Annotated in this window: 14 protein-coding genes; 11 read left to right on the forward strand and 3 right to left on the reverse strand. The window is 50.1% G+C overall.

The features are described 5' to 3' along the window. The 4 genes from IT781_RS02100 to IT781_RS02115 all read left to right on the forward strand — a co-directional run. Positions 1-1,928 (forward strand): Ig-like domain-containing protein (locus IT781_RS02100; protein ID WP_194968476.1); only part of this gene is annotated, 1,928 nt, incomplete at its 5' end. Positions 1,929-2,084: 156 nt separating this feature from the next. Further along, complete coding sequence (locus IT781_RS02105) at positions 2,085-3,284, forward strand: GNAT family N-acetyltransferase (protein ID WP_194968477.1); 1,200 nt, start codon at positions 2,085-2,087, stop codon at positions 3,282-3,284. Between the two features lie 397 nt (positions 3,285-3,681). Continuing rightward, positions 3,682-3,942 carry a hypothetical protein gene (locus tag IT781_RS02110; RefSeq protein WP_194968478.1) on the forward strand — a complete coding sequence of 87 codons (261 nt, stop codon included), beginning with the start codon at positions 3,682-3,684 and terminating at the stop codon, positions 3,940-3,942. 727 nt (positions 3,943-4,669) lie between these two features. Further along, on the forward strand, positions 4,670-5,974 hold the full coding sequence (locus IT781_RS02115) for a DEAD/DEAH box helicase (RefSeq protein ID WP_194968479.1): 1,305 nt from the start codon (positions 4,670-4,672) through the stop codon (positions 5,972-5,974). Positions 5,975-5,977: 3 nt separating this feature from the next. Here the strand turns inward: IT781_RS02115 and IT781_RS02120 are convergent, their stop codons facing one another. After that, the gene (locus tag IT781_RS02120) at positions 5,978-6,274 is read right to left on the reverse strand and encodes a DUF2288 domain-containing protein (RefSeq protein WP_194968480.1); all 297 of its coding nucleotides are present in this window, start codon (positions 6,272-6,274) and stop codon (positions 5,978-5,980) included. A 123-nt stretch (positions 6,275-6,397) separates the two neighbouring features. Here IT781_RS02120 and IT781_RS02125 point away from each other — a divergent pair, with 123 nt between their 5' ends. Continuing rightward, the gene (locus IT781_RS02125) at positions 6,398-7,177 is read left to right on the forward strand and encodes a hypothetical protein (RefSeq protein ID WP_194968481.1); all 780 of its coding nucleotides are present in this window, start codon (positions 6,398-6,400) and stop codon (positions 7,175-7,177) included. Positions 7,178-7,256: 79 nt separating this feature from the next. On the opposite strand, the gene IT781_RS02130 is transcribed toward IT781_RS02125, so the two are convergent. Together IT781_RS02130 and IT781_RS02135 are read right to left on the reverse strand one after the other, a co-directional pair. After that, positions 7,257-7,820, reverse strand: coding sequence for a DUF1415 domain-containing protein (locus tag IT781_RS02130; protein WP_194968482.1), 564 nt, complete (start codon positions 7,818-7,820; stop codon positions 7,257-7,259). Further along, on the reverse strand, positions 7,820-8,275 hold the full coding sequence (locus IT781_RS02135; RefSeq protein WP_194968483.1) for a CBS domain-containing protein: 456 nt from the start codon (positions 8,273-8,275) through the stop codon (positions 7,820-7,822). The genes IT781_RS02130 and IT781_RS02135 overlap by 1 nt, the downstream gene beginning before the upstream one ends. A 158-nt stretch (positions 8,276-8,433) precedes the next feature. On the opposite strand from IT781_RS02135, the gene adk reads away from it, so the two are divergent. From adk to IT781_RS02165, 6 genes are all read left to right on the forward strand, one after another. Next, a complete protein-coding gene (gene adk, locus IT781_RS02140) occupies positions 8,434-9,072 on the forward strand; it encodes an adenylate kinase (protein WP_194968484.1) in 639 nt (212 codons plus the stop codon). Positions 9,073-9,136: 64 nt separating this feature from the next. Further along, positions 9,137-10,549, forward strand: coding sequence for a 3-isopropylmalate dehydratase large subunit (gene leuC, locus IT781_RS02145; RefSeq protein WP_194968485.1), 1,413 nt, complete (start codon positions 9,137-9,139; stop codon positions 10,547-10,549). 1 nt (position 10,550) lies between these two features. Further along, positions 10,551-11,186 (forward strand): 3-isopropylmalate dehydratase small subunit, encoded by a 636-nt coding sequence (gene leuD, locus IT781_RS02150; protein ID WP_194968486.1) that lies wholly within the window; start codon positions 10,551-10,553, stop codon positions 11,184-11,186. A gap of 50 nt (positions 11,187-11,236) precedes the next feature. After that, positions 11,237-12,322, forward strand: a complete 1,086-nt coding sequence (leuB, locus tag IT781_RS02155; RefSeq protein ID WP_194968487.1) for a 3-isopropylmalate dehydrogenase — start codon at positions 11,237-11,239, stop codon at positions 12,320-12,322. Positions 12,323-12,325: 3 nt separating this feature from the next. Next, positions 12,326-13,348, forward strand: a complete 1,023-nt coding sequence (locus IT781_RS02160; RefSeq protein WP_194968488.1) for an aspartate-semialdehyde dehydrogenase — start codon at positions 12,326-12,328, stop codon at positions 13,346-13,348. Positions 13,349-13,416: 68 nt separating this feature from the next. Next, positions 13,417-16,011 (forward strand): FimV/HubP family polar landmark protein, encoded by a 2,595-nt coding sequence (locus IT781_RS02165; protein ID WP_370526892.1) that lies wholly within the window; start codon positions 13,417-13,419, stop codon positions 16,009-16,011. Positions 16,012-16,032: the final 21 nt, after the last annotated feature.

Consider the following 16,032-nt stretch of genomic DNA (forward strand, 5'->3'; position numbering starts at 1 on the left):
ATACTGTTCAGACCTACACCAGCAACTGGTCGGACAGCAACGGAGGCAGCGGCTCCAGTACGTCGACTTACACCTATGACGCCAGCGGCCAGTTTATTGGCAGCACATACTCTGACGGTATCACTACCACGGTATACGACAGCAACTGGAACATCGTGAGCCAAAGCGTCGATGTTTCACAGCTCACGCCGGACGGCCAAGGCGGCTATTTCCATGATGACGGATACGGCAATATCACCACTTATGACGCGAACGGCGTGGTAACCGGTCATAGCAGCACCTATAGCTACGATGACGGTTTGGGCAACAGCTACAGCAGCACCAGCTATTACGATGCGAACGGAAACTCCTGGGGCAGCAGCACCTCTACCGATAGTCAAGGCTATAGGTACACCTCCAATTGGAGCAACAGTACCAGTACCGACAGCGCCGGCAATACCGTCCAGACTTACATCAGTAGCTGGTCGGATAGCAACGGAGGCGGCGGCTACAGCGAGTCGACTTCCACCTACGACGCGAGCGGAAACTCCTGGGGCAGCAGCACCACTACCGACAATCAGGGCTACAGTTACACCTCAGAATGGAGCAACATCACCAGCACTGACAGCGCCGGCAATACCGTACAAACCTACAGCAGCAGCTGGTCGGACAGCAACGGAGGCAGCGGCTCCAGCGAGTCGACTTACACCTATGATGCCGGCGGCCAGTTTATTGGCAACACGTACTCTGACGGCATCACTACTACCTGGTACGATAGTAATGGGCAAATTATTGACCAAGTGTCTTCAGACGAGACTGCGCCGACACTGCAGTTCACCACACCGCAGGACGATGCACTTGATGTGGCTGTCAACAGCGATATTATCCTGACCTTTGATGAGAGCATTCAACCCGGCAGCGGCAATATTGTCATCAGTGACGGTCTGGGCGATGTGCGCACTATCGACGTCAATGACAGCAGTCAGGTGAGTTTTGGCTTCAGTAAGAACGGCACGACCAATACCGTCACCATCAATCCGGCGGAAGATCTGCTGGCGGACAGCAATTATTTCGTCCAGCTGGACGCGGGCGTAGTTACGGATCTGGTAGGCAATGCCTTTGCGGGTGTGAACGACGAAACTACGCTGAACTTTGTGACAGCGCCGCTCGATACGGTTGCGCCGACACTGCAGTCCATCACGCCGCAGGACGATGCGTTTGATGTGGCGGTCAACAGCGATATTATCTTGACCTTTGATGAGAGCATTCAACCCGGCAGCGGCAATATTGTCATCAGCAATGGTCTGGACGATGTGCGTACTATCGACATCAACGACGGCAGCCAGGTGAGTTTTGGCTTCAGTAAGAACGGCACGACCAATACCTTGACCATTAATCCGGCGGAAGATCTGCTGACAGACAGCAATTATTTCGTCCAGCTGGACGCGGGCGTGGTTACGGATCTGACCGGCAATGCCTTTGCAGGCGTGAGTGATGAAACCACGCTGAACTTTGCGACAGCACTTGGTACGACAGAGCCAGTATCGCAGACCAGCGTTCCGTTAGACAGTGCGCCTGTAGCTCCGGATAACAGCGGTATCACTGTAACTACCCCTGTCGGTCGAGATATTACCGTAACTACTCCAGCCGACAATGATATTGCCGTAACTACCCCGACCAGCAGCCATATTAGCGTTCCAACTCCAGCCAGCAGGGATATTAGGGTGACAGCCCCAGCCAGCAGTGATGTAGCCGCTCCAGCAGCCGATCCGGCGGCAAGAGTTAATCACGGAAGCGCGCCGGATAATGGCGATGCATTGGATGTGCATAGAGATACTGGTGATGTGACTTTCTCCATTGAGAATGATGCAGTTCCTGAAAACCCTATCTCGCTTGTAGGAGTAACCGATATAGCTGGTAATCAAGCCGGTGTTTTATACTCAGTGTAGTAAGGTTTAAATTTATCATGATTGAATTGAGCCTCAGTTTAAGATCAGGCTCAACGAGAATGATATTTTTTAAACTTGCATGATAAGAAATACCCATCAGGAGGTTAAATCCTGGTGGGTATTTTCCAGTCGCCTCGATGAAAAGGAGTGATAGTGGTGGCAGCGATTGTTTCAACGGTTTCGTTGTCGGATGCCTTGAGAAAGATTGTCGGTTATCTGCAAGCAGGACAATTTGAAAAAGCGGAAACATTATGTCAGCGAGTAAATGCAAGGCATCCGAATCAGCCGGATGCCTTGCATTTACTCGCTATTATTTATGCGCGAACACGGCGTTACGAAATAGCTAATGAGTATTTCATTAAAGCGATAACCAGTGCTCCTAAGCGCGCTGAATTTTATGGGAATTATGGTAATGCATTATTGGAGCAGGAACGTATCGATGATGCTATAAAGTATTGCAAATATGCTTTATCGTTGGACAGTACCCGCTTGGAAGTGTACAACACGCTAGGCAATGCTATGTACAGAATGGGTAAGATAAGCGATGCCATTGACTGTTATCGTAAAGTGATCGATTTGCAGCCAGATAGTCCAGACGCTTATAACAACTTAGGGCAGGCTCTGAAAGAACAATATAACGCCATTGAGGCACAAGAATGCTTTCGTAAGGCATTAGAGCTACGGCCTGATTTTGATAAAGCGGCTTCTAATCTCGCTGAAGTTGACCCGATATGGCTTGAATCGCTCTATGGGAAAAGGATTTGCCTAAAGCGTTTTTGTGAAGATGATGCTGCGTATCTGTGGCGCTGTTCTCAAAATCGTGAGTTTATGGCGCTATATAACTGTTTTATTCCTCGCAATAAGGACCCGGAAAGTCTGGCTTTAAAACTTCGAGAAGAGGAGTTGATTCATCCTTGTCGAAAAAAGTCGATGAGCTGGGTTATTACCAGGATATCTGATTCGCACACCAAGTGTTCTATAGGCATTGCCAATCTTGTTGATATTCAGATGGATCATAGAAAAGCCGAGTTTCTGATTGGTATTCCAGATCCTGTAGATCGTAATGGCTCTATTGGCGCAGAGGCTACTCTTTTAGTAATGGATTTTGCGTTTAATAAAATTCGTCTTAATAAATTAGTGACCTTCGTATACAGCTACAATTTGGCATCTCAGAAAAACACTTTAAAAATAGGTTTTAACCAGGAAAGTTTTTTTCGGCAACACCTCTGGTTGCCTGAAACCAGAGAGTTTATCGATGTGTACGGTAACGGTATGACGCAGAATGATTTTCGCATGAACAAGCGAGCGGCTAAGCTCTCACAGCGATTGCTGGGAAGAGATATTACTCGGACGTAAAGTCCGGGATTCACTTCATAAAGCTACTCACAAAGGAAATGAGCCGGAGCGTATATGCAGGGCTTAATTATATGGAATTTTAGAAATCCACATTTTTCTTTCAATATGGAAAGGGTAGTATCTTAATTTATTATCCAATTATGATATGACGATTAAGCGCAATACTCTGCCAAGTGATCAAGAAAGTGGATAATCTGAGATATGCTTAAACATAACTTTTTATATGCAATCTAAATTTAAAAATACTGTTTGTAAAATGTTAATGTTTTTCTTTCGCTATACACTTTTTTAGAAATTGAAATTATGCATTATTAATAAGGCGACTATTAAAAAGCAGCGTTTTAATTGCAACAAAGAAGTTATTTATTTGAGAAGCTATATAATTTAAGGACATATTATGAACAATGAATTGAGTACAAAAGCGCTTAATGACTTACTTGAGGTTCAAAAAAAACAAATTGCAGAACTGGTTATTCAACAGCGAAATCAGATGTCTTCTATACTGAAGCAACAGCAGATCCAAATAGAAAACGTAAAAAGGCAACATGAAATACAAATGGAAAGCCTTAACAGGCATCATCAGATTCAAATAGAGAATTTAAATAAAAACGCCAATTCTTCTCTAATGCAGGAAGTCAGTTCGGCAAGCACTCATTGATTAAAGCCGCAGGAGTGAGGATGTCGTAGAATTCTGCGCCACAAATTGCTGTCATATGCAGGTTCGGGCCTGATCTGGCCGTTTCTGGCTTTCTGGAAACGTCTGTCAAATTAAATTTGGCGTAAAAATTATCGCTCCATATGGATTTGCCAACGTGCAAGTTAGCTGTTGATATCAATCGCAATACCTTGCGCTGATAGGCCCATTGATTTTTAGTGATTGTTTGAAGGCAAGCATTAGATGTAATCACTCAATAAAGCTCTCCAGCGTCAAACCTAACAAGTTATCTGCCCGCTCGAATCACTGCCTAATCTAACGGCCAGAATAAGATCCAGCGGGCTGCCCGGTATCTCTGTCTCTATGCTGGCATGAATTTTAGTAGTAAAATTGTTTTTTAAGCGCCATAAGGCTTCGCTCAGTTAGCTGTTCTGCCAGTCGCTCCGACAGCACAGGTATATCGCAGGTGTTTGCACTATCGATCGAGACTTTCCGCACCTGGGCATTGACTGCAGTCCGTATGCAAAAAACTTCCCTACTTCATATTCCCAACAGTGTAAAAACGTTTGAAATTCAAATACGTTCAACGACTATTGGTTAGAAATTTCATTGTTTTTATCGGCTAGTTTCGTTCCGCTATTCATCTGTGCTCAGGATGGGCAGAGATTTTGTTGGATTTTTATGAAATGTCGATAGAACCTAAACCATTTTCTCTTACTAGAGGTATCTAATGTCATTTGAACAACTCGGATTAACCGAGGAACTCCTTAAAGCCGTCGCCGATCAAGGCTATGCCACACCTACACCTGTTCAGCAGCAGGCTATTCCTTTGATTCTGGAAGGTCGCGATGTGCTGGCTGGCGCTCAGACAGGCACCGGCAAAACGGCGGGTTTCACGCTGCCTTTGCTGCAGCGTTTAATGGTGCATTCAATGCGCCCGCAAAAACCGCGTCCTGTGCGTGCGCTGATCCTGACGCCGACCCGCGAACTGGCCGTTCAGGTCTATGAGAGCGTCAAAACTTACGGAAAATACTTGCCGCTTCACGCACAAGCGATTTACGGCGGCGTCAACATCAACTGGCAGATGCGCAATTTGCGTAGGGGGTGCGATATCATCATCGCCACGCCTGGCCGCTTGATCGATCATGTACAGCAGAAAAACGTCGACTTGTCGAAGGTGGAAATGCTGGTGCTCGACGAGGCCGATCGCATGCTCGACATGGGATTCATGCCCGATATCCGCAAGATTATCTCGTGGGTGCCTGCTGACCGCCAGAATCTCCTGTTTTCAGCCACGTATTCGAGCGAGATAAAAGGGTTGGCTGCATCGGTGCTGAATGATCCGGTCGAAGTTGAAGTCGCAAGGCAAAATGCCACGGCGGACTCTATTACAGAGAAGGTTTATGGCATCAATCGCGAGTACAAACGGGAGTTGCTGTCCTATCTGATCGGCAGCGGCAACTGGAAGCAGGTTCTGGTTTTTGTGCGAACCAAACATGGCGCAGACAGGCTGGAAAAACAACTGCAAAAGGACGGCATTCGCGCCGGAGCACTGCACGGCGATAAGACGCAAGGCGCGCGCAACAAGGTGCTGGAGTATTTTAAAGCCGGCAAGATCGCCGTACTGGTTGCAACCGACATCGCCGCGCGCGGTCTCGATATCGACCAGTTGCCGCATGTGGTTAATTTCGATTTGCCGCAGGTGGCCGAAGATTATGTGCACCGTATCGGACGTACCGGACGCGCCGGCTCAAGCGGCGAAGCGCTGTCGCTGGTATGCCCTGAAGAAGCCTATCTGCTGGCGGAAATAGAAAAACTGCTGAAACGCCAGATCCCGCGCGTTGCCGACACCGGCTATGAACCGGTGTCGTTAAAGGTTGTCGATATGCCCAAAAAGAATGCGCCGAATAAAACGACCGGTAAAAAGGATTATCGGCACAAGAAAAGCATCGACAGGCGCCGGGCCAGCCCCGGCAACAGTGCCGACAAGGAAGTTAGAAGAGGCTCAAGAGGCAAGGCCAGGGCGGCGCGATAAGCACTAGCCCTGGACCAATATCCAGGGCTTGACCACTACGCACCAAACCTGAGCGTCCGCTTCAAACCAGCTGAGGGCCTGCTGATCCGATACCAGGCCCAATTGGTTGTTTTGAAGCCATTGCTCGACCTGAGCCTTGTTATCCATTGAAAACTGATAGGCCACTTCAACCAGATCCAGTTCCGGCGCTACATAGACGGCCGTGCCGTTGGCGAAGAAGCGTTGCAGTTCTTTCCAGGCTATTTGCGAAGTTTCCAGATTGACTTTTTCCCTAGCCAGATCGGTTTCAGTGTGACTCATTAAAGCGCTCTCTTGGTTGTGTTTCAGTCATGTGTTTATTGACACATTGAATCCGGACATTAGAATGCAAGGTTGCTGTATCAATAACCATAATTATAACCCACTAGATGAGGAGATAGGCGCATGTCGTTATTCGGAGCATTTGCAAAAAGAGCCAAGCTGAATTCAGCCATTAAACAGACAGCAGAGGCGCGCAAAAGTGAAGCCGGCAAGGCTGACCAATTGTTTAAAAGGGTCTATCAGGGCTATGCCGAAGTCGTAAGCGACCATCCTATGCTGGCCGAAGCCTTGTACAACTGGGGATTTGCCTTATTGCATCATGCCAAACTGAAATCTGGCGAAGAAGCCGCCGCTCTTTACCAGGAAGCCATATCGAAATTCGCTTTTTGCCTGACGCTTGAGCCTTATTACCTGGGCGCGGCCATAGATGGTGGCGTGGCGTATATGGATCTGGCCCGCGTTAAAGGCGTCAAGCCCGAGGATCACTTGTATGACATGGCTGAAGAACAGTTTGAAAAAGCCAATGCGATTCAGGCTGGATCAGCTTCCTATAACCTGGCCTGTATTTATGCCTTGCGCGGCGATGAAACTGCTTGTCTGAATGCCTTGGAGGATTCCAGAGATAGAGGCAGCTTGCCTAGTGTTGATGACGTAATGAATGACCCGGATATCGCAGCTGTCAGAGAACAGGGCTGGTTTGTTGAGTTCATGGAAGCGGTGAGGGCAAAAAAAGAAGCGGTACCTGAAGAACCTGCGGCCCCTGAAACTAAGGCCGGCGAAGAACTTCCGGTTGAAGAAGAGGTTAGAATGGAGGGGCATGAGCCTCCTGCCAAGGAAGAGACGCCTGCAGAAGAGGAAGCAAGCAAGGAAGAATCGCCTTCTACTGGCGAAGAAGCCAAATAATCTTTCCAGAACCCCGGCAGAAGGCGTAAGACATCGCTTACGCCTTCTGCGCTGTTTTTTATCGGCCTGCTTCGGTGCTTTATTGCCCCGCTTGATAGCAGGCCGCTAACAAAGCCTGCATTTTGGCCAGGCCTAAACGCCGCGTCAGTTCGATATTGCGCTCGGGGATGTTTTCAGGATGCGGGTAGGCGGCCACGGCCCGCTCGATGCTTTCTTCCCGTATCAGATGAAGCATCGGATAGGGAGAGCGGTTTGTATAATTAGCTGGGTCATCCTGTGCCGCGCCTTCAAAACAGTAGCCGGGATGAAAGCTCGCCAGCTGATAAATGCCTTCATAGCCCTGCTCGATCAGCAAACGTTCGGCGATGTCCAGATAGTCCAGATAATCGTCGAAGCTCGATAAAGCCTCCGGGTAAATCAGCAGCGTGGTTTCAATGCCGTCATCGCTGTCCAGCCGCTCGCATTCCTGTATCAGCTGCTCCAAAAAATATTCAATGTCCGCAGTGCGTTTGACCGTGTAATAAATGCTGCCGCGGTCCCATTCGCGTTTCGCGAAAGGGCAAATGCTGTAGCCGATGATGAATGATTTCACCCAGGCTTGGGTGGTGCTGATGGCTTGCTGATCGGTAAGTAATTTAGGCATTATTCATTGCCGCTCATGGTTTGCGCGTGGTTTTCATTGGTTTTTTCGATTGTTGAGAACACCCGGAGAATATCGGTTGCCGACAAAATGCCTACCAGTTTGTCGTCCTTATTGACGACGGGCAGTGCGCCGACTTTGTTATCAGCCATTAAGGCGGCAGCTTCCGAAGCATAGGTGTCAGGAGTGACGGTCAACACGCCGCGGCGCATGATGTTCTGCACTTTTTTCGGAATCACATGCATTTCGGTAACGCCCGTTTCAATGACGTTGGGGTTGTTTTTGGGGCCGAGCGCCTTGTACAGGTCGCGGTCGGATACCATGCCGACCACTTTGCCTTTTTTAACGACCGGCAAATGGCGGATTTTCTCGTAGTGAATCAGGAAAAAAGCCCGATCTATTAGGTCCTGTTGTTCGACGGTAAATACTTTTGAGGTCATCAATTCTTTAACGCGCATCGAATTTCCTCCTAAAAGATAAGGATTACAGATAAGAATAGGGATTCATGCGCATTTTTACAAGAGATTTAATGGGTTGTGTTATAAAATAGGCGATTCTAATTTTATCTGGCCATAAAATCAGTGCTCGGTTTTGTGGCGGCACATTTGGAGAATTTATGCGCATCATCCTTTTAGGGAGCCCCGGTTCAGGCAAGGGAACTCAAGCTCAGTTTATCACTGAAAAATACGGCATTCCGCAGATTTCCACCGGCGATATGCTCAGGGCGGCAGTACGGGCAGGCACGCCTCTGGGCCTGGAAGCCAAGAAAGTGATGGATGCCGGCGGCCTGGTGTCCGACGACATCATTTTAGGATTGATCAAAGAGCGCATAGCTCAACCTGACTGCGCCAATGGTTTCCTGCTGGACGGCTTTCCGCGCACGATTGCCCAGGCCGAAGGGCTGGAAGCGATGGGCGTGACCATCGATACCGTCATTGAAATTGTCGTTGCCGATGAGGAAATCGTCAAACGCATGGCAGGCCGCCGCGTACACTTGTCTTCAGGTCGTACCTATCATACCGAATTCAATCCTCCCAAAGTCGACAACGCCGATGATATTACCGGTGAGCCCTTGATTCAGCGCGACGATGACAAAGAAGAAACCGTGCGTAAGCGCCTCAGCGTTTATCACGAACAGACCAAACCGCTGGTTGGCTATTATTCCGCCGAAGGCCGCCCGGTCAAGTTCGCATCGATCAGCGGCATTGGATCGGTTGAAGACATCACTGCCAAGGTTTTCGAGATTTTAGGCTGAACAGTCAGGACACTTCATATTAATGCAGCCGTCCGGGCGGACGGCTTAACCCTACCAGAGAGTTATGTCAGGTAAAACTTTATACGACAAATTATGGGAAGACCACGTCGTTTGTACTCAGGACGACGGTTCTTCGCTGATCTACATCGACCGCCAACTATTGCACGAGGTCACTTCGCCGCAGGCTTTTGAAGGTCTGCGGATGGAAGGCAGAAAGCCGTGGCGGCAATCCCGCAATCTAGCCGTGGCCGATCACAACGTGCCGACGACCGACCGCCATAAAGGCATCGCCGATCCGGTCTCGCATCTGCAAGTTGAAACGCTGGACCAAAACTGCGCCGAATTCGGCATTACCGAATTTGATATGGCCGACGAGCGCCAGGGCATTGTTCATGTAGTCGGCCCCGAACAGGGCGCGACTTTGCCCGGCATGACGGTCGTCTGCGGCGACTCGCACACCTCCACGCACGGCGCTTCCGGCGCGCTGGCTTTCGGCATCGGCACGTCCGAAGTCGAGCATGTGCTGGCCACGCAATGCCTGGTCCAGAAGAAAGCTAAAAACATGCTGATCAACGTGAACGGCCAAACCGGCCCTGGCGTGACGGCTAAAGACATCGTGCTGGCGATTATCGGCAGGATCGGCACGGCCGGCGGTACCGGTTACACGATCGAATTCGCGGGCAACGCCATTCGTGGCCTGTCAATGGAAGGTCGCATGACGGTCTGCAACATGGCCATAGAAGCCGGTGCGCGCGCCGGTCTGATTGCTGTCGATGATGTCACGATCGACTATTATCGCAACCGGCCTTATTCACCTAAAGGTTCGGATTGGTTTATGGCCGAACGCATGTGGCAGCGCCTGCATTCCGATCCCGATGCCGTGTTCGACAAAGTGGTCGAGATCGATGCGGCTACTATCAAGCCGCAAGTGACTTGGGGTACTTCGCCGGAACTGGTCGTGGCTGTTGACGAAAGTATTCCCGATCCGGCGCTGGAAACCAATCCGGTCAAACAGCAGAGCATGATTCGTTCGCTCGAATATATGGATCTGAAGGCCGGCCAGGCCATTACCGATATCAGGCTCGACAAGGTCTTTATCGGCTCCTGCACCAATTCGCGCATTGAAGACCTGCGTGCCGCGGCTGCTGTCGCCAAAGGCAAGAAAGTGGCCAGCAACATCAGGCAGGCATTGGTAGTGCCGGGCTCCGGTCTGGTAAAAAGTCAGGCGGAATCGGAAGGCCTGGACAAGATTTTTATCGAAGCGGGCTTTGAATGGCGCGATCCGGGCTGCTCCATGTGTCTGGCCATGAATGCCGATCGACTGGAACCGGGCGAGCGTTGTGCATCAACGTCGAACCGTAATTTTGAAGGCAGACAGGGTTACGGCGGCCGCACGCATCTGGTCAGCCCTGCGATGGCTGCCGCTGCGGCAATTGCCGGCCATTTTGTCGATGTCAGCACCTGGGAGGGTCAGTAATATGAAAGCCTTTACTAAAATCACGGCGCTGGTCGCACCGCTGGATCGAGCCAATGTCGATACCGATGCGATCATTCCGAAGCAATTTCTGAAATCGATACAGCGTGCCGGTTTCGGCCCCTATTTGTTCGATGAATGGCGCTATCTGGATCACGGCGAGCCGGGAATGGATTGTACAAATCGCCCGCTCAACCAGGATTTCATTCTGAACAAGCCGGAATATCAAGGTGCCGAGATTTTGCTGACGCGCGAGAATTTCGGCTGCGGCTCCTCTCGCGAGCATGCGCCCTGGGCGCTGGAGGATTACGGCTTCAGAGCCATTATCGCGCCCAGTTTCGCTGATATTTTTTATAACAACTGCTTCAAGAATGGTTTGTTGCCGATTCATCTGCCCGCCGACGTGGTCGACAGTCTGTTCAATGAATTGACGGAAGGCTACCGGCTGACTATTGATCTGGCTGCACAGAAGATTACAACGCAATCCGGTCGGGAAATCGCTTTTGATGTCGATGAAAACCGCAAATACCGTTTGCTGAATGGCCTTGATGATATCGGTTTGACCTTACAGCAGGCTGATGAGATTAAAGCTTACGAAGCGGCGCGCGCGAAAAGAGCCCCTTGGCTGTTTGCTGACTAATGGTAACGGTTTAAACGTATTCATAATATAAAAAGAAGGTTTTAAAGTTAATGACAAAGAAAATTGCAGTGTTGCCCGGTGACGGCATAGGCCCTGAAATTGTCGCGGAAGCGGTTAAGGTGCTGGAATGCCTGAATGCCGAGATGAATCTAGGGCTGGTTTTTGAAAATGGTTTGATCGGCGGTGCAGCCTATGATGTGCACGGCACGCCTTTCCCGCAACAGACGCTCGATCTGGCCAAAGAAGCCGATGCCGTGCTGTTGGGCGCGGTCGGCGGCCCGAAATGGGAGTCGCTGGATATTTCGGTACGTCCTGAGAAAGGCCTGCTCGGAATACGTTCGGAACTGCAGCTGTTCTCGAATCTGCGTCCGGCCATTTTGTATCCGCAACTGGCTGATGCTTCCACCTTGAAGCCGGAAGTCGTGGCAGGCCTCGATATCATGATCGTGCGCGAACTGACCGGCGGCATTTACTTCGGTCAACCGCGCGGCATCAGAATGCTTGAAAACGGCGAACGTCAAGGATTCAACACGCTGGTCTACAGCGAATCGGAAATCCGCCGCATTGCCCATTCCGCGTTCCGCATCGCACAAAAAAGAAATCGCCGCCTGTGCTCAGTCGACAAGGCCAACGTGCTCGAGTGCACCGAGCTGTGGCGTGAAGTCGTGACCGAGGTCGGCAAGGACTACCCCGATGTCGCGCTCAGCCATATGTATGTCGATAACGCGGCCATGCAGCTGGTGCGCGCGCCTAAGCAGTTCGACGTGCTTGTGACCACCAACATGTTCGGCGATATCCTGTCCGATGCGGCTTCCATGCTGACCGGTTCCATCGGCATGCTGCCGTCTGCCTCGCTTGATGCGAACGGTAAAGGCATGTACGAGCCGATTCACGGCTCAGCCCCTGACATCGCCGGCAAAGGCATCGCCAATCCGCTGGCGACCATTTTGTCGGCCGGCATGATGTTGCGTTACACCTTTAATCAGGCCGAGGCGGCCGACCGTATCGAGAAAGCGGTCAATGCGGCGCTGGATGCCAAGGTTCGTACCGCCGATATTTATTCCGAGGGCATGACTAAAGTCAGCACGGCACAAATGGGTGATGCCGTGGTTTCAGCTTTAAGAGCGGGAGCATAGTCAATGAGCAAGCTTTATAACGTTGCAGTCGTGGGCGCGACCGGTGCGGTCGGCGAAGCGATGCTGTCCATTCTGGAAGAGCGCAATTTTCCGGTCGGCGAGGTGTACGCTCTGGCGAGCAGCAATTCGGTCGGCAAGCGCATTCCGTTCAAAGGCGGCAATTTAGTGGTGCAGGATCTGGCCGAATTTGATTTTTCCAAGGCGCAGATCGGCCTGTTTTCGCCCGGCGCTTCGGTATCGGCCATCTATGCGCCGAAAGCGGCCGCTGCGGGCTGTATCGTAATCGATAACACGTCAGAGTTCCGTTACGACGACGATATTCCGCTGGTCGTGCCCGAAGTGAATCCTGAAAAAATCGCCGAATACAAGAACCGCGGCATTATTGCGAACCCAAACTGCTCGACGATTCAAATGCTGGTGGCGCTGAAGCCGATTTACGATGCGGTCGGCATCGACAGGATCAACGTCTGCACTTATCAGGCTGTTTCCGGTACCGGCAAGGACGCTATCGAGGAGCTGGCCAAGCAGACAGCGCAATTGTTGAACGGCAAACCTGCTGAGTCCAATGTTTATCCGAAACAGATCGCCTTCAACGTGTTGCCGCAAATCGATGTCTTCCAGGACAACGGCTATACCAAGGAAGAGATGAAGATGGTGTGGGAAACGCGCAAAATCCTCGGCGATGACAGCGTCAGGGTCAATGCCACAGCGGTACGGGTGCCGGTTTTTTACGGCCACTCCGAAGCCGTGCATGTTGAAACGCACAAGAAAATTGATGTCGCGGCAGTCAGGGCGTTGCTTGAAAAAGCACCCGGCGTCAAAGTGCTCGATGAGCGCAAGGACGGCAGCTATCCGACTGCGGTGACCGATTCGTCAGGCCACGATGATGTGTTCGTCGGCCGCATCAGAGAAGACATCTCGCATCCTCAGGGAATCGATTTATGGGTTGTTGGCGACAATGTCCGCAAAGGAGCAGCATTAAATAGCGTGCAAATTGCAGAAGTGCTGGTAAAAAATTACATCTAGTCTAAGCTTATCTGTAATTTGATTGTTCACGGTAAGAGACTGTGGTAAATATTTGTGGAGGAGGCAATGTGCGCAATTTAACTAAAACTTTAGCGGTTGTTTCATTACTGGCGCCAATTGGTGCTCATCCGTTAGGGATTGGCGATATTAAATTGCACTCAGCCCTTAATCAGAATCTGAATGCTGAGATCCCTTTGGTTGTTTCGGCAGGTGAAAACGCTGCTGATATCAAAGTAAATTTGGCCCCACCTGATAAATTTGATGAGGCAGGAGTACCGTGGTCGTATTTCCTGTCAAAAATCAAATTTGAACCGGTTGTTGGCTCTAATGGTTCGGTTGTTATCAAGCTCAGTTCAAGAGAAGCATTAAAAGAGCCCGTTCTGGATCTGCTGCTCGAAGTAAGCTGGCCTAAAGGCAATCTATATCGGGAATTTACCGTACTGGTGGATCCTCCTGCCGCTTATAGCCAAGCCACGATCCCTGTCTCGACGCGCGTTGAAAGCTACGAGCCTTACGAGCCGGAGCAAGATATTACCCCTCAACGTCAACAGGCGCCAAGACCACAGGCAGGACCGCAACGTACTGCAGGCATTGAGAAAGGGTATGTCATCGTCAATAGGAATGACTCGCTCTGGAAGGTAGCCAAGCGCGTGAACAATCATCGTGATGTGTCCATGGAACAGATGATGGTGGCGTTGTATCAGCAAAATCCTGCTGCATTCTATAAACAGAATGTAAACGCCTTGATCGCCGGGAAAAAACTGAAAATTCCGGAAAAAGAGGCCATTCTGAAGTTGTCCAGGAAGGATGCCTTGGCTGAATTCAACCGGCAAAAAGAGGCTTGGAAAAATCGCGCCGATGCGCCAGCTCCTGTCGAGAAAGCTGTTCCTGCTGAAAAACCGGCACCGGTGGAGAAGGCTGCTTCTGTTGAGAAGCCAGCTTCTGTTTCGGCAGATGCGGCTAAGGAAACGGCCGGCGATAATCATTTAAAACTGATTGCGCCGACCGAGGCAACAGTGACAGAAAATGTGGCAATCGCTGCAAAAAGCGATCAGCCTACAGCCGATAAATCAGCAACTGACGCACAACAGACGAAGGTTGAGGCGGCGGCTGCCCCTACAGGCGCGAGCGGGGCAGCGGCAACCGATGCGGCGGCCCAACAAAAATTGGCTGAGCTTGAAAATCAGCTGGCTGAGACGCAAAGATTGCTGGCGTTAAAAGATGAACAGCTTGCCTCATTGCAGAATCAACCTGCAAGCCCGGCTGCTGTTGAGTCAGCCAAGCCGGCGGCTCAGCCAGCACCTGAGCCTAAGCCTAAGCCGGTTGTTCATCCGGAGCCTGAGTCCGATAATTATTATCTGGCCGTTGGTGGCATGGGGGTTGGCGTTTTATCCTTGCTGGGTTGGCTATGGTGGCGTAAACGCAAGATTGATGAGGAAATGAGCGCGGAGAGCATGTTCGCATCGTCCAGCTGGAGGAACAGAACGGAGACTTCTGAAAATCTCTCTGTGCCGATTGTTGATGACAGCATGGCCTATAATGTCGGCACAGTTGGCGAAAGTTCTTTCTTAAGCGAGTTCACGCCCAGTGATTTTGGCGCATTCGACACGGATCAGAATGAAATTGACCCGATTTCCGAAGCCGATGTTTATCTGGCCTATGGCAGATATCAACAAGCGGAAGAACTCATGCGGCATGCCATTAAAGAGCAGCCGGACCGTGATGAATGCATGTTGAAATTGCTGGAAATTTTCTATTCTAATGAAAATAAACAGGCTTTTGAGACTTATGCCAGCGAATTGGCAGCGGCAGGAAAAAAAGATGAGCCTGATTTCTGGGCAAAAGTTGTTGAGATGGGTAGTGAAATCTGCCCTGATTCCGCGCTGTTTTCTTCTGAGCCTGTCTTGAATGAAAGTGCAGTCGTTGAGGAAAACAGGCATGCCGATTTCACAGAGGCGCATAACGATGATACCGCGGAATCGGACGATGTCGGTGAAATGGATTTTGAGATGTTTGAGTTTGATTCATCACCAGCTCAAGATGTAATCGAAACAGAGGATAAACTGTCAAATTCCGATGCGATAGCTTTTGACGTTTCTTCTGATCAGGAAGCCGCCGAATACAAGGATGCTGCACTGGATTTTGACATGACGGCTTTTGAAGTTGAAGACGATCATGGAAATAATGATAGTCTTGATTTAAATCTATTAGTACAAGACTCGGCCAGCGCAGAATCAGTTGGCGAAAGCATAGACGATGCGCGTGAGCAAGAAATTGAATCGTTTGATTTCAAGTCAAATGAAACCGAAGCAAAAGAAAACGGTGAATTCGATTTAATTACTCTGGACGATAATGATGCAACTTTAAATTTCCAGGATTTCGATTTTACTGTCGATAATTCAGCAGACGCGGATAAGGATGTCCACGATGATTTTGAGTTCAATTTTGATCTGGATATGCCGATTTCAGAAGGGGAGGACGGCGAGTCTTATGTTTCCGAGTTGTCCGATATGGACGAATGGGCGACCAAGCTGGATCTGGCAAAAGCTTATTTTGATATGGGCGATGCCGAGGCGGCCAGAGATATTGCTGATGAGGTATATGAAAAAGGCTCGTCGGAGCAGAGAAAGGTGGCGCTGGAATTGCTTGATGAGTTGAAATAATCCTAGCCTGCCAGTCTTGCC

This window comes from Methylobacter sp. BlB1 (assembly GCF_015476545.1).
Lineage (GTDB): Bacteria > Pseudomonadota > Gammaproteobacteria > Methylococcales > Methylomonadaceae > Methylobacter.

Bases quoted from the DNA above. Each gene is read 5' to 3' on its own strand.
- IT781_RS02135 (WP_194968483.1), bottom strand. From the start codon at position 8,275: ATGCGCGTTAAAGAATTGATGACCTCAAAAGTATTTACCGTCGAACAA.
- leuC (WP_194968485.1), top strand. From the start codon at position 9,137: ATGTCAGGTAAAACTTTATACGACAAATTATGGGAAGACCACGTCGTT.
- IT781_RS02115 (WP_194968479.1), top strand. From the start codon at position 4,670: ATGTCATTTGAACAACTCGGATTAACCGAGGAACTCCTTAAAGCCGTC.
- leuB (WP_194968487.1), top strand. From the start codon at position 11,237: ATGACAAAGAAAATTGCAGTGTTGCCCGGTGACGGCATAGGCCCTGAA.
- IT781_RS02160 (WP_194968488.1), top strand. From the start codon at position 12,326: ATGAGCAAGCTTTATAACGTTGCAGTCGTGGGCGCGACCGGTGCGGTC.
- IT781_RS02110 (WP_194968478.1), top strand. From the start codon at position 3,682: ATGAACAATGAATTGAGTACAAAAGCGCTTAATGACTTACTTGAGGTT.
- adk (WP_194968484.1), top strand. From the start codon at position 8,434: ATGCGCATCATCCTTTTAGGGAGCCCCGGTTCAGGCAAGGGAACTCAA.
- IT781_RS02130 (WP_194968482.1), bottom strand. From the start codon at position 7,820: ATGCCTAAATTACTTACCGATCAGCAAGCCATCAGCACCACCCAAGCC.
- IT781_RS02120 (WP_194968480.1), bottom strand. From the start codon at position 6,274: ATGAGTCACACTGAAACCGATCTGGCTAGGGAAAAAGTCAATCTGGAA.
- leuD (WP_194968486.1), top strand. From the start codon at position 10,551: ATGAAAGCCTTTACTAAAATCACGGCGCTGGTCGCACCGCTGGATCGA.
- IT781_RS02125 (WP_194968481.1), top strand. From the start codon at position 6,398: ATGTCGTTATTCGGAGCATTTGCAAAAAGAGCCAAGCTGAATTCAGCC.